The following is a 24,271-nucleotide window of genomic DNA, read 5'->3' as shown; positions in this document are numbered from 1 at the left end:
TCCTGCTCTCTGACTAATTTGTTAGCTAACTCTTCACAAATGTCCACTCCAGTATTTTGATCGGGGCTTCTTGGAGTGCTTGAGAAAGTTCTGCGCTATTTTTAAATTTCAATTGGGAGACATCGCAGGCTTCGATATTGACTGTGAATTTTTCATCTTCAAAAGGCCAAGGTTTAACAGTCACTAAAGAATCGCTACGCTGCATAATGTCGTAACGTTGTTCCTCAGGGCCTTTGCTAATTTCTAACCATCGCTCATCAGCAGGTAGCTCTTGTTGGCAGAGAATGAGAGATAAGCGATCGCACCATTGCATAAATGCATAAGCAGCATCTACGTCTTTTTTTTCAATACCCAATTCCTTCGTCCAAAGTTCTTGGTTCTCTATTTGCGCATCTAAAAATTTGTCTAGTTCTGGAATCTGGCCGCGTTTTGACTCATGTAGCCGACTCATATGCTTAGAAATTAATAAAGCTACCCACCTTCCTCGATAGCGTGCATTTTTCACCAGATTCGCAATTTTTTCTACATCGGTATCTTGACTTAGGGTGAAGTCCATTGGCGCTCCAGCTTCAGTTAAAATATCTTCTTCCCACTCTTTTTCTAAATCATCATGGTGGGAAATTGCAGCTAGGGTTTCATATAACCTTGGTGGAGCATTTTTGCGTCGCCACTGTCCCGCTAATTGAGCTGCTAATAAAGCATGTGCCCGATGATAAATAATTTCCCAACCATTGGGTGTAGCATTGACAATCACTAGTTAATTCTCCATAATTTAAATTCTAATTTTTGCCTGAAAAATGAGCCAGAGAATTACTTCTAGCTGGCTCACTTAATCCTCCTAGTTCAATTAATTAGGAGTGTTTTTGTAGCGGATCGGCAATGTATTTGAATGTTGGCTCGGAATTCCAAGGGCCGCGCTCATCATGACCATTACCATTTGTAGATAAGTTGTAGTAGAGAGCAACAGTTTCGTCAGGCTGAATATTACCAAATATTGGATCTGTCAATTTGCCTAGAGAATCTAATGCTTTCATAAACATCTGGGTATGAGAAATTTCTCTAGTTAACAGATGCACCAAAGTCTTCTTAGTTCCATCATCTGTTGCTAACTTAATCAACTCTTCGTAAGTCTGACGCGCGCCAGCTTCAGCTGCAATGTTAGCTCTCAAATCGCGCACTACATCTCCACCTTCATTGAGGTAATTTGCAGTCCAAGCGTTACCCTGACTATCTAGAAAGTGAGGGCCTACTCCTCTAATCGCAAATAGAGTACTCTTATAAGCCTCTGTTTGATCGACGTTTTTTGTATGAGCTTCGATGAGTTTACCCACCATTTCTAAATGGCTAAATTCCTCGATAGCAATGTCTTGCAGCATATCTTTAATGCCTGCATTTTCGACATGGAAAGATTGTACCCAGTATTGTAGAGCAGCTGAAAGTTCTCCTGTCGCTCCGCCAAACTGTTCTAAAAGTAACTGAGCAAAACGAGGATTGGCATCACCAACATTTACTGCATGAATTGGTTCTTTTTTATGAAAAAACATGTCTTGTTCTTCCTGAAACAATGATGTGGTCAAATTAATTTACTTCTCTACTTTTTGACCTACCACCTGGAATTAGACCCTGCTACTTCTACTTAAAAGTCCCCAGAGGTAAATAGCAATAATTGCACCAATTACAGCTATAAATAGACCTGTCAAACTAAAACCAGCAGCAGTAAGTTGTAGAGTTCCTGTTTGTAAAAGCGTGTACAGACTTCCACCAATGATTGCACCAATAATTCCTAAAACTATTGTTGATAGAATTCCGCCACCCTGATAACCTGGATAAATTGCTTTCGCGATCGCACCAGCTAGAAGTCCTAAAATAACCCAAGCAATAATATTCATAACTTCCTCACAAACTATCATCCGATTTGTAATTAATTTATCTAAAAAAAATCAAAATTGTTTCTATCGCTTGAGATAAATGTCACAACCAGAAGATAGAGAGTAATTTATCTGAAGTTTTGAGTTTAATTATTCAAAAAATATCGCATCAGAATATATTGTATATCTGTGCAATAATTCCAATTTGTGCTTACTGGGTAAAGCCTAATAAAAATTTAGATGACTTCTTTCTATCTTGAGAAATAAACGATTTATCTATCTTTTTATAGATGTATTGGCAAAAATAAATACTTTTAGATATAAAGGTCGTTCATTTCATCTGCACAAATTATTAAATTAATCTCTGTCAGAAAAAATGAATGTAATCTCAAAAAATCAGTACTAAAATACTAATTTTTCGAGCGCGGCCAATAATTGCTGGATGCTAAACAGTCACAGATTTACTTGTGGAATCAATCAAAAATCCCAGATCCAAAATTGTTTGAAGATAACTATGAGCCTTAACTGAACCTAAAAGCTTTCTCAAGTCTTGAGTATCAAAAAGGAGGATTCTTCTGTTGCAGCCAAGATGATGCAATTTAATTGCAGAATCCCCATTGATTACTCAATATCAATTAGGAGTTACAGTGAGTAGACGCGAAACTTACAATTTAATTGAGGAGTTAGGATCGTCGGTAGCAACACCAAAGCAATCGCTCACATTACCAGATGCTGTAGCATTGATAGTCGGAATTGTGATTGGGGCGGGGATTTTTGAAACTCCTGCTTTAGTGGCGAATTATGCAAATAGCGATCTTGCTGTTTTGCTGTTCTGGCTGATCGGTGGTTTAGTGTCTCTGGTAGGAGCATTATGCTATGCAGAGTTAGCAACAACTTACCCTGATGTGGGAGGTGTTTACTATTACTTGAAGCGTGCTTTTGGGCGGCAAGTCGGCTTTTTATTTGCCTGGGCACGAATGACAGTAATTCAAACTGGTTCCATTGCATTGTTAGCATTTGTTTTTGGTGATTATGCTTCTCAGATATGGCGGCTAGGTACATTTTCACCATCTATTTATGCAGCAGTTGCGATCGCACTTTTGACGGCTTTAAATATTGTTGGCCTGCAACAAGGTAAATGGACGCAAAATCTTTTGAGTGCGGCTAAAGTCTTAGGTTTGTTACTGGTGGTAATTATCGGATTGACTGCTATACCTAATACTGGTGATGCTGTTGCATCTTCACCATCAGGTAGTTGGGGACTAGCAATGGTCTTTGTTCTGTTATCCTATGGTGGATGGAACGAAGCAGCTTATATTGCCGCAGAGATTCAAAATAGACGACGCAATATCCTGCGATCGCTTTTACTTAGTATTGGGATTATCACTGTTATTTATCTGCTGATCAATTTGGCTTATCTGCGGGGGCTGGGGTTAGCAAACATGGCTAAATCTGAAGCTGTAGCCGCAGATTTAATGCGATCGCTTTGGGGCGCACCAGGAGCCTTTTTTGTCAGTCTGCTGATTGCAGTTTCTACTTTAGGTGCAACCAACGCCACAATTTTTACGGGGGCGCGGACTAATTACGCTTTGGGGCAGGATTTTTCGCTGTTTAGCTTTATGGGACGCTGGCAACAACGACCCAGCACTCCTACCTATGCCTTACTTTTGCAAGGTGCGATCGCTTTAGCACTGGTTTTATTGGGTACGCTTACCCGCAAAGGCTTTGAAACAATGGTGGATTACACCGCCCCAGTGTTTTGGTTTTTCTTCTTGCTTTCAGGGATATCGCTGCTAGTACTGCGCCAGCGCGAACCCCAAATTCCGCGATCGTTTCGCGTCCCGTTTTATCCTTTGACACCGTTACTTTTTTGTGCAGTCTGCGCCTACCTTCTTTACTCCAGCTTAGTTTATACGGGTGTAGGCGCACTTGTTGGTGTCGCAGTTGTAGTAGCAGGTATACCACTACTGCTATGGAATCGCTACCGCCAAGGTAGAGCCTAAATCATTCAAAGTACCAAATACCAAAATCGAAGAGGAAAACAGTGATGAATTTCTCCAAAGTTCTGCTGGGATTAGTTACTGGAATCAGTGTTGCTAGCTTAGGAATTGCTGGATGCACAGCTCAACAGCAAGACTTAGAATCTAGAACAGAACAGCCTGCTGTAACTGTGCAGCAGACCGAAACACCAAATACTACAACCACAACCCAACCTCAAGAACGCGCTGGTGATGTTCCCTATGTGCCAACTCCACAACCTGTAGTGGATGCAATGCTGAAAGTGGCGAAAGTGAGCAAAAATGATGTGCTTTATGACCTTGGCAGTGGTGATGGAAGAATTGTAGTTACAGCTGCGCAAAGGTTCGGTACACAAGGTGTAGGTATAGATATTAACCCCGAACGCATCGAAGAAGCTAATCAGAATGCCAAAAAAGCCGGAGTAACCGATCGCGTCAAATTTGTGCAGCAAGATTTGTTTAATACTGATTTGAGCAAAGCTACAGTAGTTACACTCTACTTGTTGCCTGAAGTTAACATGAAACTCCGCCCCAAACTATTTAAGGAACTTAAACCAGGCACGCGAATTGTTTCTCACGCTTTTGATATGGGTGATTGGAAACCACAACAAACATTAAACGTTGATGGTAAAACTGTTTATTACTGGGTGGTTCCAGAGAATGTACCTGCGAATCTACGCTAAGGTTTGTGGTTAAGAGGTAAAGAGAAAAGGAGAACTGGTAATTCACCTGTTCTCTTTTTCTGAAACCATAAGAGAGATGAAAATTACTTATCCGTGAAGGCTTAACAACAGGTACGGGTATTGCTATAGATCTTTGCAATAAAACCGAACCGCCAATGCTTGAACCTTGCTTTAATCTAATAACTAGGAAGCTTAAGATTAAGCTTAAAAAAAGAGAAGATTGAGAAAAAAAGCTAAAAGTTTCCCCCAGCCAACAAGCTTGATGTTGAGCCTCCTAAAATTGAAGATTGCTGCTTATGAGGTGATAGTATGGCACTAGTAAGTTGGGACCCATTCCGGGATATCGAACGCTTAGAACCATTTCGCGATATTGATACTTTACAGCGGCAAATGAATCGCTTGTTTGATAGGTTGATGCCAACAACTAATGGTGGTGAAGGCATTGGATTTGGCTTCGTTCCTGCTGCTGAATTGGAAGAAACTGATGAGGCAATTCTGCTCAAGCTAGAAGTTCCTGGCTTAGAAGCTAAAGATATCAATGTAGAAGTAACCGTCGACTCAGTTTCTATTAGTGGCGAACGGAAGTCGGAAACTAAGACTGAAGAAAAAGGTATAGCTCGTTCTGAGTTCCGCTATGGAAGATTTCAACGAGTTATTCCTTTACCTGCGCAAATCGAACATGACAAGGTACAAGCCGAATACAAAGATGGCATTCTCAGACTAACAATGCCGAAATTGGCATCAGAGAAGCAAAAAACGGTCAAAGTTAATATCGGTTAATTGGGTTTTGGCTAAGGTAGCGATCGCATCTTGATGATAGTGTAGATGCGATCGCTTTTTTCTAATTTCACAAAAATGCAGCCTCTTCATCTAAAGACTTTAAAGGATGTTGAGTATCTAACCATGAAACTTGTGCTTCTAACTTGTCGCAACACTCCCTGACCAAACGCAAACCTTCATCGCGAGTAAGTTTGGCAGTAGCCGGAGTAAATTCTTGCAAAATATCTGCTTCTATACTTTGATAGCGGTCTAGTTGGGTTCTCAATTTTGTTAAATACTTTGCACCTTCGCCGCCATCTGTAATGGCAAACTGCAAAATAGAATCGACGTAAGCTTTAACTTTAGGATGCTTCACTCCCTCTGTTGCAGCTGCATATAATAACTCGCCATTTAAATATTCAAAATCTGGCACCCATAGGTAATTTCCCTCCAGTTCAAAAGTATATACTTCCTTAGCTGGTCTAACTTTTAAATTGTCGCTTCTAACTCGGTGGGCAGCTTTTTCTAAAAGTGCAATTACACCAATAATCACTGATGGATAATTGCTGTCGATGCATCTAATTTCTACAGTCCCTAGTTTATTCAGGCGGATGGGATTCCAAGCTGATTTCAGTAAGCTTCCTCCCGCTTCTAAGAAAAGGTGACGCTCAATTCCGGCTTTATCTAAGGCTTGCAGCCAAGCATAATAGCGGGCAAATTGCTGCTCAACTAAGCTTTCCGCACTCTCGGCATAAGGCATCAGCCCACCGACAGGTTGCAAATAAGTATATACTCCCTCCCAGCCGAAGATTTCGCTACCCCGATAACGAATTGTGTGTGCGGCTAGCCCAATTGCTTCACCTTCATAAAAAGGACAAGCCCGCCCCAAAGAAATCAACGCTGAGTCAAAAGCTGTCGCCAAGTTGTAAATATTCAATAGTTCCTCTCGCTCGGCGGCTGTAGAGTTATAAGAAACTGCAACACGAGAATTGATTACTCCCGGCGGTACTTCTAAATGTAGGTGTGTACCTGTACATTTCCCCGCGTGCAAAAATCTGTCGTAGCCTACAGTCCGTGCTTGGATATGATAATTGGGGCGATCGCGCATCACTGGCATAATATGTAATGGGTAGCTAGATAGCGGATACAGCCGTAAACCCATTTCTCGCGCTACAGCTAACGCCAGTTTGAGATTTTTCAGATACTCTGTTGCTAGCTCTGTGCCTGTGTATGCTGGTGGAGTATTGATTTCCACCATACTCTTGACGAACTCCGGTACAAAGTATTGCGGATTTAAACCTTGAGTTTCTGCTCGCAAGTGACAACCTTGCAAAAACTCATCACCACGATTACTGAGATCCCCCGTTTCATCTACGAGGAAAAACTCCTGCTCAAGACCCATGCGACGTTTTAGTACATCCATATCCCAAGTATTTACTGAGTTAGGTTACGGGTCTTGTCAACTTTTGGTCGTGATTGAGAGTAGTTAAATGTTAAAAGTATGACAGCGATCGCGACAATTCCTCAACAGGAATACCCAATCAGCAAAAATGACAATACCCAAAAAAACACTCTTGATTAGAGCGAGTACTTGCAGTTAATTCAACGATATTGCTCAAATTATGAACAAAATATATTTTCTAATATCGGCCTCAGCTTTTCTCATTTTTGCAACACAGCTTCAAATATAGCCAAAATTTGATATTGCATACTTGTAGGCTATTTCTGGAATTTGACTAAAAAATAATTATTATATAGCTTTATTAGCTTCAGCTGTAATCATGCGTTGATTGAGTAACAACAGTCTTTTCTGCTTGTTTAATTGGTAGCTTAATATCGATTTTAGTTCCCTGATTGGCAGTAGAAGTACATTTGATAGAACCACCATGTTGCTCAACGATAATTTGATAACTAATAGACAAACCTAAACCAGTTCCCTGACCAACAGGCTTAGTTGTAAAAAAAGGTTGGAAAATATTCTGGCAAACTTCTTCGCTCATCCCACAACCATTATCAGCAATTGAAATAGTAATTTCATTATGCTGAGAGTGAAATGTATGAATCCAAATAGTTGGTGTTTCATCTGTAATCGAACTGAGATTAGCTGCTTTTTTCAGCAAGGCATCAATTGCATTATTAATTAAATTGAGAAATACTTGATTTAAAAAGCGAGGATTACAAAAAATATGAGGAATATTCTCGTACTGTTTAATTACTGAAATAGGTTTATTATTACTAGTATAACAATTAAGCCGATGTTGCAAAATTACAAGTGTACTATCAATACCTTCGTGGATGTCAGCTTTTTTATAGTCTGATTCATTCAACCGTGAGAAATTTGAGAGCGATTCAACAATTTCTTGGATACGAATTGTGCCAACTGTCATCGAGTTTAGCAGTTTTGGCAAGTCTTTCTGGATAAATTTCAGGTCGCTGTTAGCAATAGCTTTGACAATTTTAATATCTGGATTGGGATAAACATCAGCATAAGTTGCCAACAGGCTGAGTAAGTCATTGATATACTGATGAAGAAATTCTAAATTACCATGAATAAAGCTGATTGGATTATTAATTTCGTGGGCAACCCCAGCTACCATTGTTCCCAACGCTAACATAGTTTCGCGTTGAATTAACTGCATTTGAGCTTGCTGAGTTTCTTGTAATTTAAATAAAGTTGACTCTGCCTTTTCTTTTGCGGTGCGGTATTGTTCTTGTACTGACAATAATCTTTGCAGTGTTTGGTAATAGATAGTAACGCTGAAAAATACGAATAACGCTCCGAAAAAGAAAACCATTCCCGTAAGTAATGGTATCCATTGAATCAGCTTCGTAACTGTTAAATAGATACACAATAAATAACCGCCTAGAAAAACAATCATGAGCAAAAACATGATTCGCCAACCCAGTTGCTCTGATTCTGTCTTGAATAATTTGAGAATTGTTTGAGTCTTGAAAATTGATAGTCCCATGATCGAGGCTCCAAGAGCGATCGCGGTGACAATCAAAGACAGAACAATTGAAGAACTTAGCATGAGGAAACAGCACAAATTCTGATTTCATGAATTTATTATGTGCTATTCCATACTTAAAATTGGGCTAGATTGGCTTTACTATGCTAAAAAATCATGTAAATTCAACAGATTTTGCAGAAATATTCTCTCAAGCTTTATCCACAAAGTGTTTTATTTATCTGGGTATTTCTTGATATTTGCGCATTCGCTACATTGTGAACTATTCACCCTTAACTCCACCTGAATGCGGGAAATTTTGCCGAACTAGTTAAATAGAATAAGACAAAGGGAAAGACTTTGCATCCTTTGGTTTCACATATACCCGTTGTTCTGGTTCTAATTGCAATTCTTTATAGCGATCGCGTGTTAAATGCGCCATCACCACTTGCCCTTCATCCAAACTTAATTCTACTTGAACTTCCCAACCCAAATGTATAACTCGGCTAACTGTTGCAGGTGTAGTAGCACCGTTGGCGGATGTCTCTACAATGACATCTTGGGGGCGTAAAAAGACTTCTGGATGTGGAACCTCAAACCCACTGCTTTTGAAAATCCGAGAAGAACTAGGCAAAACGTTTACCGGGCCAATAAAACTCATGACAAAGGAACTGGCAGGATGATCGTAAATTTGCTCTGGTGTTCCTACTTGTTCTACACGCCCGTTATTCATTACGACAATTTCATCAGAGACTTCCATAGCCTCTTCTTGGTCGTGGGTAACAAAAACAGTCGTGACATGAACTTCATCGTGAAGACGGCGTAACCACGCCCGTAAATCTTTGCGAACTTTCGCATCAAGCGCGCCAAAAGGTTCATCTAGCAATAATACTTCGGGTTCGACTGCCAAAGCTCTAGCTAAAGCTACCCGTTGTCTTTGTCCGCCAGACAGTTGTGATGGATAGCGATCGCCTAATCCACTTAATTGCACTAACTCTAATAATTGTTCTACCTTAGCCTGAATTCTCTTGGCTGGGGCTTTGCGAATTTCTAAACCAAACGCAATATTCTGGCGCACAGTCCTATGCTTAAAGAGAGCATAGTGCTGAAATACAAACCCAATATTTCGTTCCTGTACGCTTTGATAAGTAGCATCTTTCCCAGTCAGGTAAATTTTGCCACTATCTGGTAACTCTAAGCCAGAGATTAAGCGCAGCAGCGTGGATTTTCCCGATCCTGATGGGCCAAGCAACGCAACAAGAGAACCGCTTTTAATTTCCAAACTTACGCGATCGACAGCTTTAAAACTACCAAATTGTTTGGATACATTCTCAACTAATATGCCCACTGCTGCTTTTCCCCTAAAATCTACGAATAATTGCTAGAATTACCGTAATACATATATACCATAAGTGTATTGCTTTCAAACTAGTTAAATTCAAAAGCTTGAATTACCCACAGCTACCACAGTCAAGAAAGCTACAATCAGCACCGCTACAATCTAGAAAACTACAATCAACTGTACTACAATCGGCGACGCTACAATCAGGAGTCATATTCAGAAGTTCAGCGCAATTACAACTGACATCAGCACAGTCTACACAGTCACTACTATTACTAGTATTCAAAGAAGATTTTTTTGCAGAGTCACTTAAGACTTTTTTTGGTGAATGCAGATTTGCTTCTTCATCCTCAGACGGTTCTGAGTTCTCTAATTGCGACCTTAATATTCGGTTGGCTTGCTTACAAGCTTGAAATCGCTTACGAGACGTAGCTAGTAATCCTTGAAATCCATCTTCCGCAATTAACCGCTTAATGTGTTGAGAGCAAGATTCGCCACCATATAAAACTCGATGAGCGCAAACAAAGCCTTTATGTGGAGAAATGTATTTTTGATAGCCAGTAACCGCAACAACACCAACTCGTCTAGTAAGAGAATCAAATAGAGAAATTTCCATGATATAAGCATGAAGTATAAAATGTTTAAGCTTATTAGGTCATACTCCACATTTCATGCTTGCTAGGGTGTTCGTGTCGAAATATTAAGGAATATTGCATTTCCGTCAAAACCAGCAGCAAGAGCGAGAAATGAGCCAAACGTCCGTGGTACGATGCTTTCGGTAAATGTCAAGATTGGGAGAAAACCTTTGACACTACGGGTTGCTGTTGTTGGTTCGGGCCCAGCTGGTTCATCTGCCGCTGAAACACTGGCAAAAGCTGGGATTGAGACCTACCTAATTGAGCGGAAGCTAGATAATGCCAAGCCCTGCGGGGGTGCAATTCCCCTGTGTATGGTGAGTGAGTTTGACTTACCACCAGAAATTATCGATCGCCGGGTGCGAAAGATGAAAATGATATCACCCTCCAATCGTGAGGTCGATATCAATCTGATCAATCAAGAAGAATATATAGGAATGTGCCGCCGGGAGGTGCTGGATGGTTTCTTAAGAAATCGTGCGGCAAAACTAGGTGCAACTTTAATTAATGCCACCGTTCATAAACTTGATATACCTACCAACAATACCGACCCCTACACCATCCATTATGTAGACCATACAGAAGGGGGCGCACAGGGTATTGCCAAAACTTTGAAAGTGGATTTAGTAATCGGGGCTGATGGGGCTAATTCTCGGATTGCTAAAGAAATTGATGCTGGGGATTATAATTATGCGATCGCTTTCCAAGAGCGAATTCGTCTCCCCGAAGACAAAATGGCATACTACAACGACCTTGCCGAAATGTATGTCGGTAATGACGTTTCTACTGACTTCTACGCTTGGGTATTCCCCAAATATGACCACGTAGCTGTGGGTACTGGCACAATGCAGGTTAACAAAGCCAGCATTAAACAGTTACAAGCTGGTATTCGTGCCCGTGCAATTGAGAAGTTAGCAGGCGGCCAAATCATCAAAGTAGAAGCACACCCCATCCCCGAACATCCCCGTCCTCGCCGCGTTGTCGGTAGAGTCGCTTTAGTAGGAGATGCGGCTGGTTATGTTACTAAGTCCTCTGGTGAAGGTATTTACTTTGCTGCTAAATCTGGGCGGATGTGTGCCGAAACAATTGTGGAACTATCCAACAGCGGCCAATCCATCCCCACAGAAAATGACCTCAAAGTTTATCTAAAGCGCTGGGATAAAAAATACGGACTTACCTACAAGGTATTGGACATTCTGCAAACAGTATTTTATCGTACCGACGCTACCCGCGAGGCGTTCGTCGAAATGTGTGCTGATATGGATGTGCAAAAGCTCACATTTGATAGCTATCTGTATAAGACAGTTGTCCCCGCCAATCCCATCACTCAACTGAAAATTACTGCCAAGACCATTGGTAGCCTCATTCGTGGTAACGCTTTAGCTCCTTAACAGTGGTTGAAGATAGCACCTTTGAGTCATAGCAGAGGAGATGGGGAGTAGAAAATTCAAGTTTTGCAGGTGTAACTGGGAATTTTGAATTTATTTACCCCTCTTTTCTCTGCAATATTTCAAATTTATGCTTAGTAATTCGATCCCTATATCTTTATTATTTAAAAAATCTAACTAACCTCATAACAGCTAATATTAAAAATTCACTCGTTTGTAGTTGCGCTTTAGCGCTAAAGCGCAACTACGAGCTAAATACATATTCTTTAGCAATAATTTATGTATCGGAAAAATTATTTGAATAGATATAAGCTCTGCAAACTTTCTTGATAAAAGTCAAAATTAAAGTGTAGAAACCAAGGTGGGATTGCACTGTGGAGGGTTTGGTAATTTTTCTGCTAGTCTGATACGAAGAGTTAGACTACTAAAGTTGAGTGGCCAATAATCATACAACTCTTTCTCTATCTAAGTTATAGTTTTACTGGTGCTATTATTAACATATACAAGCGCTGAAACTTACTTAGATCGAGCTACCCAAATCAGGTAGAGATCGAGTTACGATCTTGTCACACTTCTTTGTTTTAAAAGTTCTATTCCAGAATTTTCTGGTTAAAATAGTATATCTGTTCTACTCAGACTCCAATCCCAAACAATCCTTAAATCCATATATTAGAGGCAGGAATGGCTATCAATACCGATACTTCTGGCAAGCAAAAAGCGCTGAATATTGTACTCAACCAAATTGAGCGCAGCTTTGGTAAGGGAGCAATCATGCGCCTAGGGGATGCTACTCGGATGCGAGTAGAGACAATTTCCACTGGGGCGCTCACCTTGGATTTAGCATTGGGTGGAGGTTTACCCAAGGGGCGGGTGATTGAGATTTATGGGCCGGAAAGTTCCGGTAAAACAACAGTAGCACTGCACGCGATCGCGGAAGTGCAACGAGAAGGTGGTATTGCTGCCTTTGTTGACGCTGAACATGCCCTTGACCCCACCTATGCCGCAGCATTAGGTGTAGATATTGAAAATCTGCTAGTTTCTCAACCCGATACAGGAGAAGCTGCTTTAGAAATTGTCGATCAGCTGGTGCGCTCTGCTGCTGTTGATATTGTCGTTATTGACTCAGTAGCAGCACTGGTTCCCCGTGCCGAAATTGAAGGCGATATGGGTGATGCTCACGTTGGTCTCCAAGCTCGGTTAATGAGCCAGGCTTTACGTAAAATTACTGGTAACATTGGTAAATCTGGCTGTACAGTAATTTTTATTAACCAATTGCGGCAAAAAATTGGTGTCACCTATGGTAGCCCAGAAACTACAACTGGTGGTAATGCCTTAAAATTCTACGCTTCGGTGCGCTTAGATATTCGTCGCATTCAAACTTTGAAAAAAGGTACAGATGAATTCGGGAACCGCGTTAAGGTGAAGGTGGCAAAAAATAAAGTAGCACCGCCTTTTAGAGTTGCAGAATTTGACATTATTTTTGGTAAAGGAGTTTCTACTTTAGGTTGTCTTGTTGACTTAGCAGAAGAAACTGGCATCCTCATCCGTAAAGGTGCTTGGTATAGCTACAATGGCGATAATATTTCTCAAGGTCGAGATAATGCCATCAAATATCTAGAAGAAAAGCCAGAATTTGCCGCCCAAATTAAGCAGTTGGTACGTGAAAAGTTAGATAAAGGAGCTGTGGTTTCTGCTAACTCGGTAACGAAAGTCAGCGATGAAGAGGAAGAAGAAGCTGATTTAGAAGAAGAGGAATAAAAGTAAAAAAAATGGGATATATAGCAGATTTTGCTATATACCCCATGCATAATTAGATGATGAGTTCGTAGTTAGGACTTTAGCCTGAAAATACGAACTCATTTTTTATGGAATTTCTAAATTTTCCCGCTGGTGTCTGCTAAAAAAGCGATCTAAAATTTCTGATTTTTCTTCGGCACTAAATTTGCTATGTGGAGATTTCAAATTATCCAAATTATCAACAATATTTAAGTCTTTGATGATATCTGTTTGATATCGTTGTTGCTCGTTGGTTGAATGAAATATACTAATTGGGTTATCCATACCAGGCACAAGCTGCATTAATAACTCTACAGCTACACTCGGCAAATTGCGGCAGCTATGATTAATAAAAAAATTAAAAGTTATCATACCCAGACGGATGCGATCGCCATCATTAAGTTTTGTTGGCTTGTAGACTGGTTCGCCATTGACAAATGAACCATTTGTACTTTTAAAGTCAATCAAATAAAAGCCTTGATGCTCAATATACTGAATTGCAGCGTGGCGATCGGATAGATAGCGATCGGCAATATAGATCCCATTGCTTTCATCTCTACCTATAGTCCATATTTGCTGTGGCTGCTGTAAACTTTGGGTTTTGTTATCGCATAAATTAGTAATTACATAAACACTACAACCATCTATGACACCTTGTATGTAACCTTGCTTTGTTGCCAATGATGTCTGAGTTAAATTCTCTAGCTGAAGGATGTCATCTAAAAGGCTGCCATGTTGTTCATATAACTTGAGAAATACTTGAAATAAACTTAATCTTTGTTGTAATTCTTTTCCTTGTAACTCAACCATCATAGATGAGCCTTTAACGGGCAAAAAATGCGATCTGCTGATTTCGTTCATTAATATTTCGTCTCAGCTATGAAAATAATTTACTTACTGCTACTACCTAAACAAAGAACCGCTTAAGAGCATAGAAACTTTTGATTTTTTAGCTCTAAGTTTTCTAGGTGGTAGCAACCATAAATGTCATCAAAAGTTTTTATAAAAAATTATTGTGACGGTTTGTTTTTTATTGTAAATTATGATTGTCAAATTTTAACAACTTAGAAATATTAAAATTTTCTTATAAAATTGTTAAAATATACAAAATAACGGTATGGCTTTGCTATATCGTGATGGCAAAATTTAATATTGGGCAATTGTGCTTTCAAGCAAGATAACTACCACACCCTCAGCCCTAGAGTTTTGTCACAGCGGTTTTAGCTGTAAATATTCAACATACCCATCTTTGAAGAGATTAGAGAGCGCTGCGATCGCTCTGAAAAAATGCTTGATGTTGAATTAAAAATTTTCAACTACCTAAAATTTAGAGATCCCAAATCTCAACTATTAATTACAACAAGCCTCTTTTACCATTAGGGCGCACTGTCATCCAATTCGTCTTTGCTAGTAACAATTGCTCTTCGGTAATTTTGGCACCAGTGAGAATCGCTCCACAAAGATTAGCTCCTCTAAGATTAGCATTGCTGAGATAAGCATGGCTGAGGTCAGCACCTCTCAGATCTGCTCCTTCTAGATCGGCATTACTAAAGTAAGCCTTACTCAGGTTAGCATCCCTAAGATTAGCTTCAGTCAGGCTAGCTCTGCCAAAGTCGCTGTCGTGGAGATCGGCTCCTTGAAAGTTAGTTTTTTGCAATTGCGCAGAATGGAAATTTGCTCCTGATAAATCTGTGCCTTGCAGGTTTAACATACTCAAATTATATAGGGCAAAATCTCGTCTGCCTTTGAGGTAAGCAGTTAGTAAACCTTGGGTATTTAATTTACGTACAACTTTAGAATTCTGATTTTGTGAGCCATTACTATTATTGCTCTCCAAAATTGCTGGTTTTGTCATCAAAACCTTGGGGCGCATTCCTCCTTGATGCAATCCCACACTTTCAGTTGTCTTAGCTCGCCTAGCTCGAATTGCTGCTGCTACCTGTGCTACTCCTGTATTAGTAGAATTAACAGCCGAACCATCAGACAAAACAGCAGAATTAGCGATCGCGTTTGTTGGGTCTTTAACCCCCCCATCACCCTTTACCAGCAGCCCCTTAGCCAAACTATCGAGGTAAGGTTCCATTTCTAGCCCCCGAAGCACTTCTTGGGCTGACTTGTAACGGTTGCGTACTGAAACTTCTAACATTTTCCGCAGCACGCTCGTTAAGTGATCGCTCACTTGTACAAGTGGTTCCCAAATCATTTCACCTGTTGAGGGATTGTATTCTAAATCTTTAGGAGTCTTACCAGTCAACAGATAAATACAAGTAACTCCTAGTGCGTAGATATCACTCGCGTAAACTGGACGCATTGCCATTTGCTCTGGAGGTGCAAAACCAGGAGTCCCAATTGCATATGCAGTTAATGCTGTTGGCTCAGATTGACCGGGTATTACCTGGGCGACTTGGTTTTTGACTGCACCAAAGTCGATCAGCACCATTCGCGCATCTTGAGTGCGGCGAATCAAGTTAGCTGGTTTGATATCGCGGTGAATTACCTTTTGCTCGTGGATATATTGCAGCAATGGCAAGATTTCACTTAAGAACTGTTTGACTCCAGCTTCCGTAAAGTTACCATTACGTTGAACTTCTTGTTGCAGAGTAGCACCGCTGATATATTCTTGAACTAAGTAAAATTGCTGTTGATCTTCAAAGTAGTCCAGCAGTCTTGGCAATTGAGGATGATTGCCAATCTTACCTAGAGTTTTGGCTTCTCGCTCAAATAGTTCTCGCGCCATCTGTAAAACGTGTGGTGCAGTTACTGAGGGACGCAACTGCTTAATCACACAGCTTGGCTCTCCGGGTAAACCTAGATCGTTTGCTAAGAAGGTTGCACCAAAGCCACCTTGACCTAATGGTTTGACCACTTGATAGCGATCGCTCAAAAGGAGTTGCGAGCCACACGACTGGCACTGGTGGCTATGTGCCAAATTTTCTGGATGGGGACAGGTAGGATTTAAGCAATAGCTCATGCACTGTCAACTCGCTGCATAAATAATGATAGGTAGCCTTACGCTACTCCCATCATTATGGTGAGCTAAAGTCAACTTGTGCCAGGTAATTTTTGCTGGAAAACCTTTGAAGAATTCCTAAAGTTGCAATATGGCCGATCTGATACACTCGTAAATCTACTATCGTTACTTATACTTAACTTCTACAAGTATTTACTGAAATAGCTTTAAATATTTTGCAAGTATTTATACAACTTTTTATAGCTTAAAATTTCAGGGTGGTTTAGCGTTAATTATTATGTATTTTGATTAATTTAACATTTTTTAGCTTATTTGGATAGTTATTCCCGATTCTCAAGAAAAGTTATGGCTGCTAAAAATTGACAAACCTACCTCTTATTGGCTTGTCATTACTCAGCTAGTTCAAACTCGTGCTTGGTTGTTGTCCCACCTTAGAATTTATGCCAAAACTAATGTTTCAGTCCACTTGAGTAGACTTGTGCTATTAGCTCAGAATTTAGGTGCTGGGCAGGATAACGGTCAACACGATACCTGAACTGTCACGAAAATGTGAGTAATGACTAACTCTTGTTAGAAGCGATCGCCAATTTTTAGCAAAAAGACTATTAGTAGCTTACAAGCTAGACAGCACATCCCGTGCTACAGCTAAAGTCCGATCGATATCCTCTTCAGTGTGAGCGCAAGAAGTAAATCCAGCTTCAAACTGAGAAGGTGCTAGGTAAATACCGCGCTCTAGCATACCGCGATGGAAGCGTCCGAATTTTGCAGTATCGGAGTTTTTTGCATCCTCGTAGTTATGGACTGGGCCAGCAGTAAAAAATAAACCAAACATGGCGCTAATATGACCACCACAAGCTGCGTGACCGGTTTCTTGAGCAATTTGCAGTAAGCCATCCGCTAGCTTTTGAGTAATTTTTTCCAAGTACTCGTAAGTGCCTGGTTTTTGCAACAATTCTAGGGTTTTAATTCCCGCCGTCATTGCTAAAGGATTACCCGAAAGAGTTCCTGCTTGATACACAGGGCCAGCTGGTGCCACCATTGACATGATATCCCGACGGCCGCCATAGGCTCCTACTGGTAAACCGCCACCAATCACTTTACCCAAGGTGGTCAAATCGGGAGTAACGCCAAATTTCTCTTGAGCGCCACCATAGGCTATACGGAAGCCTGTCATCACTTCGTCAAAGACTAATAACGCTCCATGTTCGTGAGTAAGTTCTCTTAACCCTTCAAGGAAACCAGCATCGGGAGTAATAAACCCAGCATTGCCTACAACAGGCTCTAAAATTACACCAGCAATCTCATCGCGGTTTTCCTCAAATAAGGCTTTGACAGCTTCCAAGTCATTGAAAGGCGCAGTGAGAGTATTGCTAGTTGCCGATTTTGGTACTCCTGGCGAGTCTGGTAAGCCGAGGGTCGCAACACCAGATCCAGCCTTCACCAAGAACATATCAGCATGACCGTGGTAGCAGCCTTCAAATTTGATGATTTTGTCTCTGTTTGTAAAAGCCCGCATCAGCCGCAACACAGCCATACAAGCTTCTGTACCAGAATTTACAAATCTGACCATTTCAATGCTAGGAACAGCATCAATGACCATTTCTGCTAAGACATTTTCTAGTACAGAAGGCGCACCAAAGCTAGTACCTTTTTCCAAGGCTTCATGGAGAGCCCCAATCACTTCTGGATGGGCGTGACCGCAAATGGCAGGGCCCCAAGTACCTACATAGTCAATGTATTGGTTGCCATCGACATCCCAAATGTATGCGCCTTTAACGCGATCGAAAACAATTGGTTGTCCCCCTACTGATTTGAATGCGCGAACTGGAGAACTTACGCCTCCTGGCATGAGATTTTGGGCAGCAGCGAAGATCTCTTGTGATTTTGTCGTTTTAATCGTCGTATTTACCAAGGTTCTCTCCTAAATCAGTGGCAATAAAAAGGTCTATCTCAGGATAGGGTTAAAAACTGCTTAGAACTTCTATCGTATAGAATTACCTGAACCATAAAAATAACAATATGTTATATAAGTCCAATCAAGAATTGCCTTTAGAGATTCGGACTCGATTTTCGGAAGCATACCAAGATCTTTACCGGGCGGCTTTTAACTCAGCAGTTCATTGGTATGGTGAAGCAACAAAGGCTCATCAAGTAGCTTTAAGTGCTGTGAAGATGCAGTCTGCTATGGATAAAAATGCTTTTGTTTAAAGTTAGATAATCAGCCACAATTGCAAAAAGCATACCAGATACCCTATTGAGAATGGTATCGTGAATCAAGCAATCATTCTCACTAAAAAAGTTAGCTGGTATGCCTTCCACAGAACCTCATTCACTCCACCACGCCATTCCTATTGATAAAATTCGCTATGATGAACGAGGTCTAGTGCCAGCGATCGTCCAAGATTATCTTGATGGCACGGTCTTGATGATGGCGTGGATGAATCGGGAGTCTTTACAAAAAACTTTAGAAACTGGAGAAACTTGGTTTTGGAGTCGTTCCCGTCAGGAATTGTGGCATAAAGGAGCAACTTCTAGTCATATTCAGAAAGTGCAAAGTATTCGTTATGACTGTGATAGTGATGCGCTCCTGATCGGGATAGAGCAAGTAGGAGATATAGCTTGTCACACTGGTGAGCGTAGTTGCTTTCATCAAGTTGATGGACAAATAGTGCCGCCACCAGGAGATACACTTTCACAATTATTTCAGGTAATATGCGATCGCCGCGATCGCCCCACAGAAAATTCTTATACTTGTCAGTTATTTGCAGGCGGCGATAACAAAATTTTGAAAAAGCTGGGTGAAGAGACTGCTGAGGTCGTAATGGCGTTTAAGGATGATGATGCGGATGCCATTGCTGGGGAAGTTGCAGATTTGCTCTATCATACTCTCGTCGCTTTAGCTCATCATCAAACCGATCTCAAGGCTGTTTATCGTAAGTTACAACAACGTCGGCGATAGAAAGTACTAGGTTTGGGGTCAAGCGGGACAAAGAGACGCAAAGATGCAGAGAATACCCAATGCCCAATGACGGCAGTTGCTACAACGGAGGAGACCTCCCTCCGGGTTCGCCAGTCACCTGCGGAGGGAAACCCTCCCGCAGTGCTGGACTCACCGCAACGCACTGCCTCCCCCATAACTCATGCCCTAGAAAGTGAAAGTAGTACGCAGCACCCCTACCGTTGTTGTTTCATTTCTGCTGTCGCCTTCAGGATTAAACAAAACAAATGCACCAGGGGTAATACTAATATTGTCATTTACCCGAAAGCGGTAGTAAGCCTCTAAATGGTAAGGAACTGCTCTATTCACACCCGCAGGTGCTAATTGGGCTGCACCACTAGCATCAGTACGATAGAGTGGTTGTCCAAAGATAATACCGGCATTGTTTCCAGGCCTGAATAGATCGTTAAAATGAACGCCTACCATCCAACTAGTAAAGGTTGTACCAGCATCAACATCTCGCGAAGAATCATCAACAAACAGCGCTGCACCATAGCCAGATAATGCAATCTTGGGAGAAAAGCGCCAGGTGACAGTCCCACCAAAGGAGTTAAGTTTTACAGGTGTGCCTAAAGCTACTCCTCCTAAAGCACCAATATCACTACTTGTTAATCCAGTGCCCAAAATGTTGATTTCATGATAGCTGTTAGCATAGTTCAGACCAATATCTAACGAACTGCTGGGTCTAAAAGTCAACTGAGCTGCAACTACACTACTACCGCTAAACACCCCTGCTCCCAAGGGGGTATTTGAAACGCCTGGAAGAATGTCGCCTGCTTTACTGGGAAGATTGGCATTAACACTACCATACAAAGCTCTAAGATCTAGTTGCGGAGAAAAACTATAAATAAAGCCAGCCGCAGATGCTAAACCAGAACCGGAAGTACCGCCAGATACACGTAATACAGGGTTCAAGCCAGCAAAGCGAGAAATTGCCTCTTGTCCTTCACCATAAAAAGGAGTGATGGCGGGAAAAGCATCGGAAACTTCAGCAGCAGTCCCCGCAAATAAAGTCAATTTATCAGCGACGGGAAAGATATAAAGCAATTTGTAAAGCTGAAGAGAGTTTGCGCCAACATTGGATAAATTCTTCGGATCGACGCCTGGAAATTGTGGTTCAAAACTAGTCCGCGCGCTGCTAGCACTGAGTACGGGTGATGCTAACCCCAGAGACTCTTGCAAGCTACCACTGCCATCTACACCACCTAAAAAGTTATGAGCTTGCAACCCAGTGATGAGTAAGTCTTTACCTGTAAAGCTAGTGTTGAGGTTTAATCGCACTCGGTTTGTCAGAATAATATTAGGATCGTTTCGACCCGGCGCACCACCTGTAGCACCAATGGCTGAGATAATTGCTTCACCATTCAGCTTGGTAGTTGTAGAAAACTGATGTGCTTCTAATTCAGCCGTGCGACTTTCCAAAGCATCTACTCTACCTCTCAATGTACTTAGTTCGGCAGAAAATTGTTCTTGCAGTTTTTGTAAGGTATTTAAATCTTCTTTGGTAACTAAATCGCTGGTTGCAGTAGCAATTAGCTCGTTAATTCTATTGAGACAAGCATTTAAACCAGCGGCAAATTCATAACGAGTCAGAGCGCGGTTCCCTCGATAGGTGCTGTTGGGATACCCAGCAATACAACCATAGCGTTCAACCAGAGATTGTAAGGCAGCAAAAGCCCAGTCTGTAGGTTGTACATCGGAAAGTTGCGATACAGATGTGACCTGTTCTATAGCATCAGATGCTAATAGCTGGGGTGAAGAATTTACTTGATTTGCAGTACGTGCATCTAGTGGTTTTCTCCCAGAATTACTTATTAGTTTCGTAGGCTGAGAAAAGCTGCTATGGGCAAAATTGCTTTTAAATTCTGCTGCCTGAGCAGCAGAATTTAAAGTTTTGATATTATCTACAGTCTCTGCTGAATCAGATTTTGCTTGTACTGGCGATAATCCAGCAATAAAATATAAAAAACTTAGCCCACCAGCATAAGCTAGTAGATTTACTTTCATAGCAAATCCTCACAAATCAATTTGAATTAAATACAAGAAGATTCAAAAATCAAACTAATTGAGTTTCAAAATACTGAACTCAAAAGTCAGATTTATGTAGTATGGTGTCTGCTGAAGATAAATGCTTCCCAGTTGAATTTTCTGAGAATTTTATGATTACCGCAGTGAAATTTAACTACCCATAGTAAAAGTAAACAATATTTAGCTCAATAATTGATAACTACAATTATTGGGAATTTCTATGATTATCATTAATTAATAAAAAATATTATTGGTTGAATTTTATAGTGTAAAGAAGCTCGTGCTTGGGTATAATTACCAGCTACTTAATTAGTAAAATATTTGTACCATCGCCATATTAAGTTAGTCTTATATTTATAATTTCAGAAAATTATAAATAGTAAGTATTTACAAATTTATAATCTAAACTTATTCGCTAGATAAAATTTTGTTGAGATATTGCAAAATCACAATAGGAATTAAGACACTCAAAGAAAAACCGAACCAGAAGTTATCAGCAATGATTCGCGATCGATCTAGTGCCCAACCGCCTAAAGGAGAACCAACAAAATGACCCAAAGCCCAGCAGAGGGAATTGATGGAGAAATAGACCCCACGTTGGGTTTCTGGGGCTAAATCGGTGACTAAAGAGGCAGCAAAAGGAGTATAGGAAACTAATGCTAAGGCAAATACTGTCAACGCCAAGCTTACCCAAACGAGATGATAATGTGGGGCGATCGCTGTCATCCAAACGCAGCCGAAACCAATTGCCCACAAAATGGCAGAAATGGTCAGTGCTAGTGTGTGAGAAAAGCTTTTTAAGGCTCTAGCAATCGGGAATTGGCAAATAACGGCTAAGATAAGATGCCAAGCATATAGGGCGCTAATGGTAGTTTCAGCCAATCCTATGGTATTATTTTCTGCTCTAATAAAGTTTTTGAAGTAGATGGGCAGAGTGCTGTGTAACTGCGAGATGTAGGTAGTGAAAGTAATATTAACAGCAACGTAAATCAGCAAGCGGCGATCGCTTAATGCTGCTAGCCAAGAACCGAAAGGTTGTGTTGGCTGGGATTGTTCTATCTGTGGTTGTGAAGTTTCGTTAATTGCTAAATAAATAACGGCAAAAAACACCATGAAGGAAATCGCATCAATGATAAATAGTCCACGGTAATTACCTGCGATCGCAATCCACAATCCTGCTAATACACTTCCTATTGCCAAACCCAGATTATCTGCTACTCGTGTGAGTGCAAAAATTTCACGCCGATTTTCCATTTGGCTACCATCAGCGACAACAGCTTCACTGGCTGGCCAATAGAAACCAATGCCTAAACCAACGATCGCGCTGCCAATAACCAGAGTCATAAAATTACTAGTTGTAGCTAAGACTAGAGAACCAACTGCTGAAATCCCTGTTGCTAGCAGTAAAGTACGGCGGCGTCCCCATTCTCTTGTGTCAGCCAAAGAACCACCCAAAATTCGCCCGACAACACCAGCTAATGAGGTGCTAGTCAAGGCAATACCAACGGTAGTTGCAGATAAACCAACTTGATTAACGAAAAAGATTGGGGCGTAAAACAGAGTAAAACCTGTGCCCACTTCGGAAAGAAATCGACCAATTACCAACATCCCAACAGGAGTCTGAATTTGGGAAAGCCATGAAGATAGCTGGAATTGGGGCGCAAGTTGTAAGGGCTTAAGTTTCATCAAGAGAAAATGTTTTTGTAATTCTTATCATTCAGGAGCATTTTCCTCACAGATTCCACAGGGTTTCCACAGGTACTTTAGCAGTTTTCCACAGATTCCCAACGAGTTGATAAGCTCTTACCATCCTACTGGGGATTTTTTATTTCTAACGCTAAGGTATCTCCGTAACTGAGTTTTTATTAAGCTATGTAACAAAAAATATGGTCAAACCCTGATTATTACGTTGATATTTACTTTTTATACCATCGTTTTTAACATTTCGCAGCATTGACAAACCTACCCCCTCTTGCTGCACAATGATTCGGCTTGCTGTTTTAGTTCGTTTAATCGCTGACATCAATTGTGTAAATTACCTCTCAATGTTGGCGGAAATTGCCAGGCAGGTGGAAAGCTTGTTTATGCTGCCTCAAGCTACTGACCACAAGCAACTAGTCCCCCTTGATTGACCTTAGAGGAGGAAAATCTGATGAACACAACGGTGAATATCTTTACAGAAATTCCGGAAACACTTCACGAATCCCTAAAAAGCTATCTAGAAACACATCCCGACTGGGATCAAAATCGAGTATTGACAGCAGCTCTATCACTGTTTTTACTCCAAAATGGAGATAGCGATCGCCGTGCTGCTCGTGTTTACTTGGAAACTTTGTTCCATCACAGTTAAGTAGAACAGCCTTAAGATGGTATTAACGGTGCTATTCTGGCTCATTGTCTCCTATAGACAGATTTAGGTTTCACCAGATAAATTTTTGCGCTTAATGTTTATATCTATGAAGCGTAAGCGCAAAAGTTGAAGATGGCTGTTCTAGCTAGTAAATTACTCTGCAAATTCCAGGCAGACTCAATCAACTATTAAAATTTTTAAGTGGAACGTACGAAAGCTGGAAATTTCCTGATTGAGAAGTTTTACAGAGTGGTGGTAGTTTATATTGCCCTATTGTCTGTAAATTCAAAACATCAGATTTTTAGATAAATATTCCACAGCTAACTAAAATTTATCCTCCTTGCGGAGGATTTATTACTAAATTAACTGGTTGTGTATTTGAGGTAAATCTTTAGTAGAAATGCACTCTTTCACATAACCAGTTTTTTCTTATGAGCAGTTAATAACTCAAATTGAAAGTTTGGTTTGTACAGTGCTGTATTTATAAATTAATTTGATAAATTTAGG

Annotated in this window: 20 protein-coding genes; 8 read left to right on the top strand and 12 right to left on the bottom strand. The window is 40.8% G+C overall.

The window, feature by feature from the left end; translation table 11 throughout:
* Window positions 1-25: 25 nt before the first annotated feature.
* The 3 genes from AACU33_RS00860 to AACU33_RS00850 all read right to left on the bottom strand — a co-directional run bounded on the left by AACU33_RS00860 (window position 26) and on the right by AACU33_RS00850 (window position 1,889).
* A complete protein-coding gene (locus AACU33_RS00860; protein WP_096586610.1) occupies window positions 26-754 on the bottom strand; it encodes a DUF3891 family protein in 729 nt (242 codons plus the stop codon).
* A gap of 97 nt (window positions 755-851) precedes the next feature.
* On the bottom strand, window positions 852-1,544 hold the full coding sequence (locus AACU33_RS00855) for a manganese catalase family protein (RefSeq protein WP_096586609.1): 693 nt from the start codon (window positions 1,542-1,544) through the stop codon (window positions 852-854).
* A 72-nt stretch (window positions 1,545-1,616) separates the two neighbouring features.
* The gene (locus AACU33_RS00850; protein ID WP_096586608.1) at window positions 1,617-1,889 is read right to left on the bottom strand and encodes a GlsB/YeaQ/YmgE family stress response membrane protein; all 273 of its coding nucleotides are present in this window, start codon (window positions 1,887-1,889) and stop codon (window positions 1,617-1,619) included.
* A 626-nt stretch (window positions 1,890-2,515) separates the two neighbouring features.
* Between AACU33_RS00850 and AACU33_RS00845 the strand changes: the two genes are divergently transcribed.
* The 3 genes from AACU33_RS00845 to AACU33_RS00835 all read left to right on the top strand — a co-directional run bounded on the left by AACU33_RS00845 (window position 2,516) and on the right by AACU33_RS00835 (window position 5,349).
* A complete protein-coding gene (locus AACU33_RS00845; RefSeq protein ID WP_096595074.1) occupies window positions 2,516-3,871 on the top strand; it encodes an APC family permease in 1,356 nt (451 codons plus the stop codon).
* A 44-nt stretch (window positions 3,872-3,915) separates the two neighbouring features.
* Window positions 3,916-4,569 carry an SAM-dependent methyltransferase gene (locus AACU33_RS00840; protein WP_096586607.1) on the top strand — a complete coding sequence of 218 codons (654 nt, stop codon included), beginning with the start codon at window positions 3,916-3,918 and terminating at the stop codon, window positions 4,567-4,569.
* A gap of 309 nt (window positions 4,570-4,878) precedes the next feature.
* Window positions 4,879-5,349, top strand: a complete 471-nt coding sequence (locus tag AACU33_RS00835; protein ID WP_096586606.1) for an Hsp20/alpha crystallin family protein — start codon at window positions 4,879-4,881, stop codon at window positions 5,347-5,349.
* 67 nt (window positions 5,350-5,416) lie between these two features.
* Here AACU33_RS00835 and AACU33_RS00830 read toward each other — a convergent pair whose 3' ends face one another.
* From AACU33_RS00830 to yidD, 4 genes are all read right to left on the bottom strand, one after another.
* Entirely contained in the window at window positions 5,417-6,751 is a 1,335-nt protein-coding gene (locus tag AACU33_RS00830; protein WP_096586605.1) for a glutamate-cysteine ligase family protein, read from the bottom strand.
* Window positions 6,752-7,097: 346 nt separating this feature from the next.
* The gene (locus AACU33_RS00825; protein WP_096586604.1) at window positions 7,098-8,360 is read right to left on the bottom strand and encodes an ATP-binding protein; all 1,263 of its coding nucleotides are present in this window, start codon (window positions 8,358-8,360) and stop codon (window positions 7,098-7,100) included.
* A gap of 247 nt (window positions 8,361-8,607) precedes the next feature.
* Complete coding sequence (locus tag AACU33_RS00820) at window positions 8,608-9,624, bottom strand: sulfate/molybdate ABC transporter ATP-binding protein (RefSeq protein WP_096586603.1); 1,017 nt, start codon at window positions 9,622-9,624, stop codon at window positions 8,608-8,610.
* Window positions 9,625-9,727: 103 nt separating this feature from the next.
* A complete protein-coding gene (yidD, locus tag AACU33_RS00815; RefSeq protein ID WP_096586602.1) occupies window positions 9,728-10,234 on the bottom strand; it encodes a membrane protein insertion efficiency factor YidD in 507 nt (168 codons plus the stop codon).
* A 153-nt stretch (window positions 10,235-10,387) separates the two neighbouring features.
* Between yidD and chlP the strand changes: the two genes are divergently transcribed.
* Together chlP and recA are read left to right on the top strand one after the other, a co-directional pair.
* Window positions 10,388-11,644: a geranylgeranyl reductase gene (gene chlP / locus AACU33_RS00810; protein WP_096586601.1), complete on the top strand. Its 1,257-nt coding sequence runs from the start codon at window positions 10,388-10,390 to the stop codon at window positions 11,642-11,644.
* Window positions 11,645-12,322: 678 nt separating this feature from the next.
* Window positions 12,323-13,399 (top strand): recombinase RecA, encoded by a 1,077-nt coding sequence (recA, locus tag AACU33_RS00805; protein WP_096586600.1) that lies wholly within the window; start codon window positions 12,323-12,325, stop codon window positions 13,397-13,399.
* A 105-nt stretch (window positions 13,400-13,504) separates the two neighbouring features.
* On the opposite strand, the gene AACU33_RS00800 is transcribed toward recA, so the two are convergent.
* From AACU33_RS00800 to hemL, 3 genes are all read right to left on the bottom strand, one after another.
* Window positions 13,505-14,278, bottom strand: coding sequence for an FHA domain-containing protein (locus AACU33_RS00800; RefSeq protein WP_096586599.1), 774 nt, complete (start codon window positions 14,276-14,278; stop codon window positions 13,505-13,507).
* Between the two features lie 493 nt (window positions 14,279-14,771).
* The gene (locus AACU33_RS00795; protein ID WP_096586598.1) at window positions 14,772-16,388 is read right to left on the bottom strand and encodes a serine/threonine-protein kinase; all 1,617 of its coding nucleotides are present in this window, start codon (window positions 16,386-16,388) and stop codon (window positions 14,772-14,774) included.
* A gap of 613 nt (window positions 16,389-17,001) precedes the next feature.
* Window positions 17,002-18,300: a glutamate-1-semialdehyde 2,1-aminomutase gene (hemL, locus tag AACU33_RS00790; protein ID WP_096586597.1), complete on the bottom strand. Its 1,299-nt coding sequence runs from the start codon at window positions 18,298-18,300 to the stop codon at window positions 17,002-17,004.
* 107 nt (window positions 18,301-18,407) lie between these two features.
* On the opposite strand from hemL, the gene AACU33_RS00785 reads away from it, so the two are divergent.
* Both AACU33_RS00785 and hisIE read left to right on the top strand, forming a co-directional pair.
* Window positions 18,408-18,596 carry a ChaB family protein gene (locus tag AACU33_RS00785; RefSeq protein WP_096586596.1) on the top strand — a complete coding sequence of 63 codons (189 nt, stop codon included), beginning with the start codon at window positions 18,408-18,410 and terminating at the stop codon, window positions 18,594-18,596.
* Between the two features lie 100 nt (window positions 18,597-18,696).
* On the top strand, window positions 18,697-19,347 hold the full coding sequence (hisIE, locus tag AACU33_RS00780; protein WP_096586595.1) for a bifunctional phosphoribosyl-AMP cyclohydrolase/phosphoribosyl-ATP diphosphatase HisIE: 651 nt from the start codon (window positions 18,697-18,699) through the stop codon (window positions 19,345-19,347).
* A gap of 186 nt (window positions 19,348-19,533) precedes the next feature.
* Here the strand turns inward: hisIE and AACU33_RS00775 are convergent, their stop codons facing one another.
* Window positions 19,534-21,393: an iron uptake porin gene (locus tag AACU33_RS00775; protein WP_096586594.1), complete on the bottom strand. Its 1,860-nt coding sequence runs from the start codon at window positions 21,391-21,393 to the stop codon at window positions 19,534-19,536.
* Between the two features lie 429 nt (window positions 21,394-21,822).
* A complete protein-coding gene (locus AACU33_RS00770; protein ID WP_096586593.1) occupies window positions 21,823-23,100 on the bottom strand; it encodes an MDR family MFS transporter in 1,278 nt (425 codons plus the stop codon).
* Between the two features lie 466 nt (window positions 23,101-23,566).
* On the opposite strand from AACU33_RS00770, the gene AACU33_RS00765 reads away from it, so the two are divergent.
* Window positions 23,567-23,764, top strand: coding sequence for a DUF2811 domain-containing protein (locus AACU33_RS00765; protein ID WP_096586592.1), 198 nt, complete (start codon window positions 23,567-23,569; stop codon window positions 23,762-23,764).
* The last annotated feature ends 507 nt before the right edge of the window (window positions 23,765-24,271 follow it).

The sequence above is a fragment of the Calothrix sp. NIES-2098 genome, from assembly GCF_963875125.1.
In the GTDB taxonomy this organism is placed as follows: domain Bacteria; phylum Cyanobacteriota; class Cyanobacteriia; order Cyanobacteriales; family Nostocaceae; genus Aulosira.
This window is presented reverse-complemented; position numbering and strand designations above follow the sequence as displayed.

What these genes read in the sequence shown, in the direction of transcription:
- AACU33_RS00795 (WP_096586598.1), bottom strand. Translation starts at nt 16,388, where the DNA reads ATGAGCTATTGCTTAAATCCTACCTGTCCCCATCCAGAAAATTTGGCA.
- AACU33_RS00775 (WP_096586594.1), bottom strand. Translation starts at nt 21,393, where the DNA reads ATGAAAGTAAATCTACTAGCTTATGCTGGTGGGCTAAGTTTTTTATAT.
- AACU33_RS00825 (WP_096586604.1), bottom strand. Translation starts at nt 8,360, where the DNA reads ATGCTAAGTTCTTCAATTGTTCTGTCTTTGATTGTCACCGCGATCGCT.
- chlP (WP_096586601.1), top strand. Translation starts at nt 10,388, where the DNA reads ATGCTTTCGGTAAATGTCAAGATTGGGAGAAAACCTTTGACACTACGG.
- hisIE (WP_096586595.1), top strand. Translation starts at nt 18,697, where the DNA reads ATGCCTTCCACAGAACCTCATTCACTCCACCACGCCATTCCTATTGAT.
- AACU33_RS00785 (WP_096586596.1), top strand. Translation starts at nt 18,408, where the DNA reads ATGTTATATAAGTCCAATCAAGAATTGCCTTTAGAGATTCGGACTCGA.
- AACU33_RS00770 (WP_096586593.1), bottom strand. Translation starts at nt 23,100, where the DNA reads ATGAAACTTAAGCCCTTACAACTTGCGCCCCAATTCCAGCTATCTTCA.
- AACU33_RS00830 (WP_096586605.1), bottom strand. Translation starts at nt 6,751, where the DNA reads ATGGATGTACTAAAACGTCGCATGGGTCTTGAGCAGGAGTTTTTCCTC.
- AACU33_RS00840 (WP_096586607.1), top strand. Translation starts at nt 3,916, where the DNA reads ATGAATTTCTCCAAAGTTCTGCTGGGATTAGTTACTGGAATCAGTGTT.
- AACU33_RS00850 (WP_096586608.1), bottom strand. Translation starts at nt 1,889, where the DNA reads ATGAATATTATTGCTTGGGTTATTTTAGGACTTCTAGCTGGTGCGATC.
- AACU33_RS00835 (WP_096586606.1), top strand. Translation starts at nt 4,879, where the DNA reads ATGGCACTAGTAAGTTGGGACCCATTCCGGGATATCGAACGCTTAGAA.
- yidD (WP_096586602.1), bottom strand. Translation starts at nt 10,234, where the DNA reads ATGGAAATTTCTCTATTTGATTCTCTTACTAGACGAGTTGGTGTTGTT.
- AACU33_RS00855 (WP_096586609.1), bottom strand. Translation starts at nt 1,544, where the DNA reads ATGTTTTTTCATAAAAAAGAACCAATTCATGCAGTAAATGTTGGTGAT.
- AACU33_RS00800 (WP_096586599.1), bottom strand. Translation starts at nt 14,278, where the DNA reads ATGAACGAAATCAGCAGATCGCATTTTTTGCCCGTTAAAGGCTCATCT.
- AACU33_RS00765 (WP_096586592.1), top strand. Translation starts at nt 23,567, where the DNA reads ATGAACACAACGGTGAATATCTTTACAGAAATTCCGGAAACACTTCAC.
- recA (WP_096586600.1), top strand. Translation starts at nt 12,323, where the DNA reads ATGGCTATCAATACCGATACTTCTGGCAAGCAAAAAGCGCTGAATATT.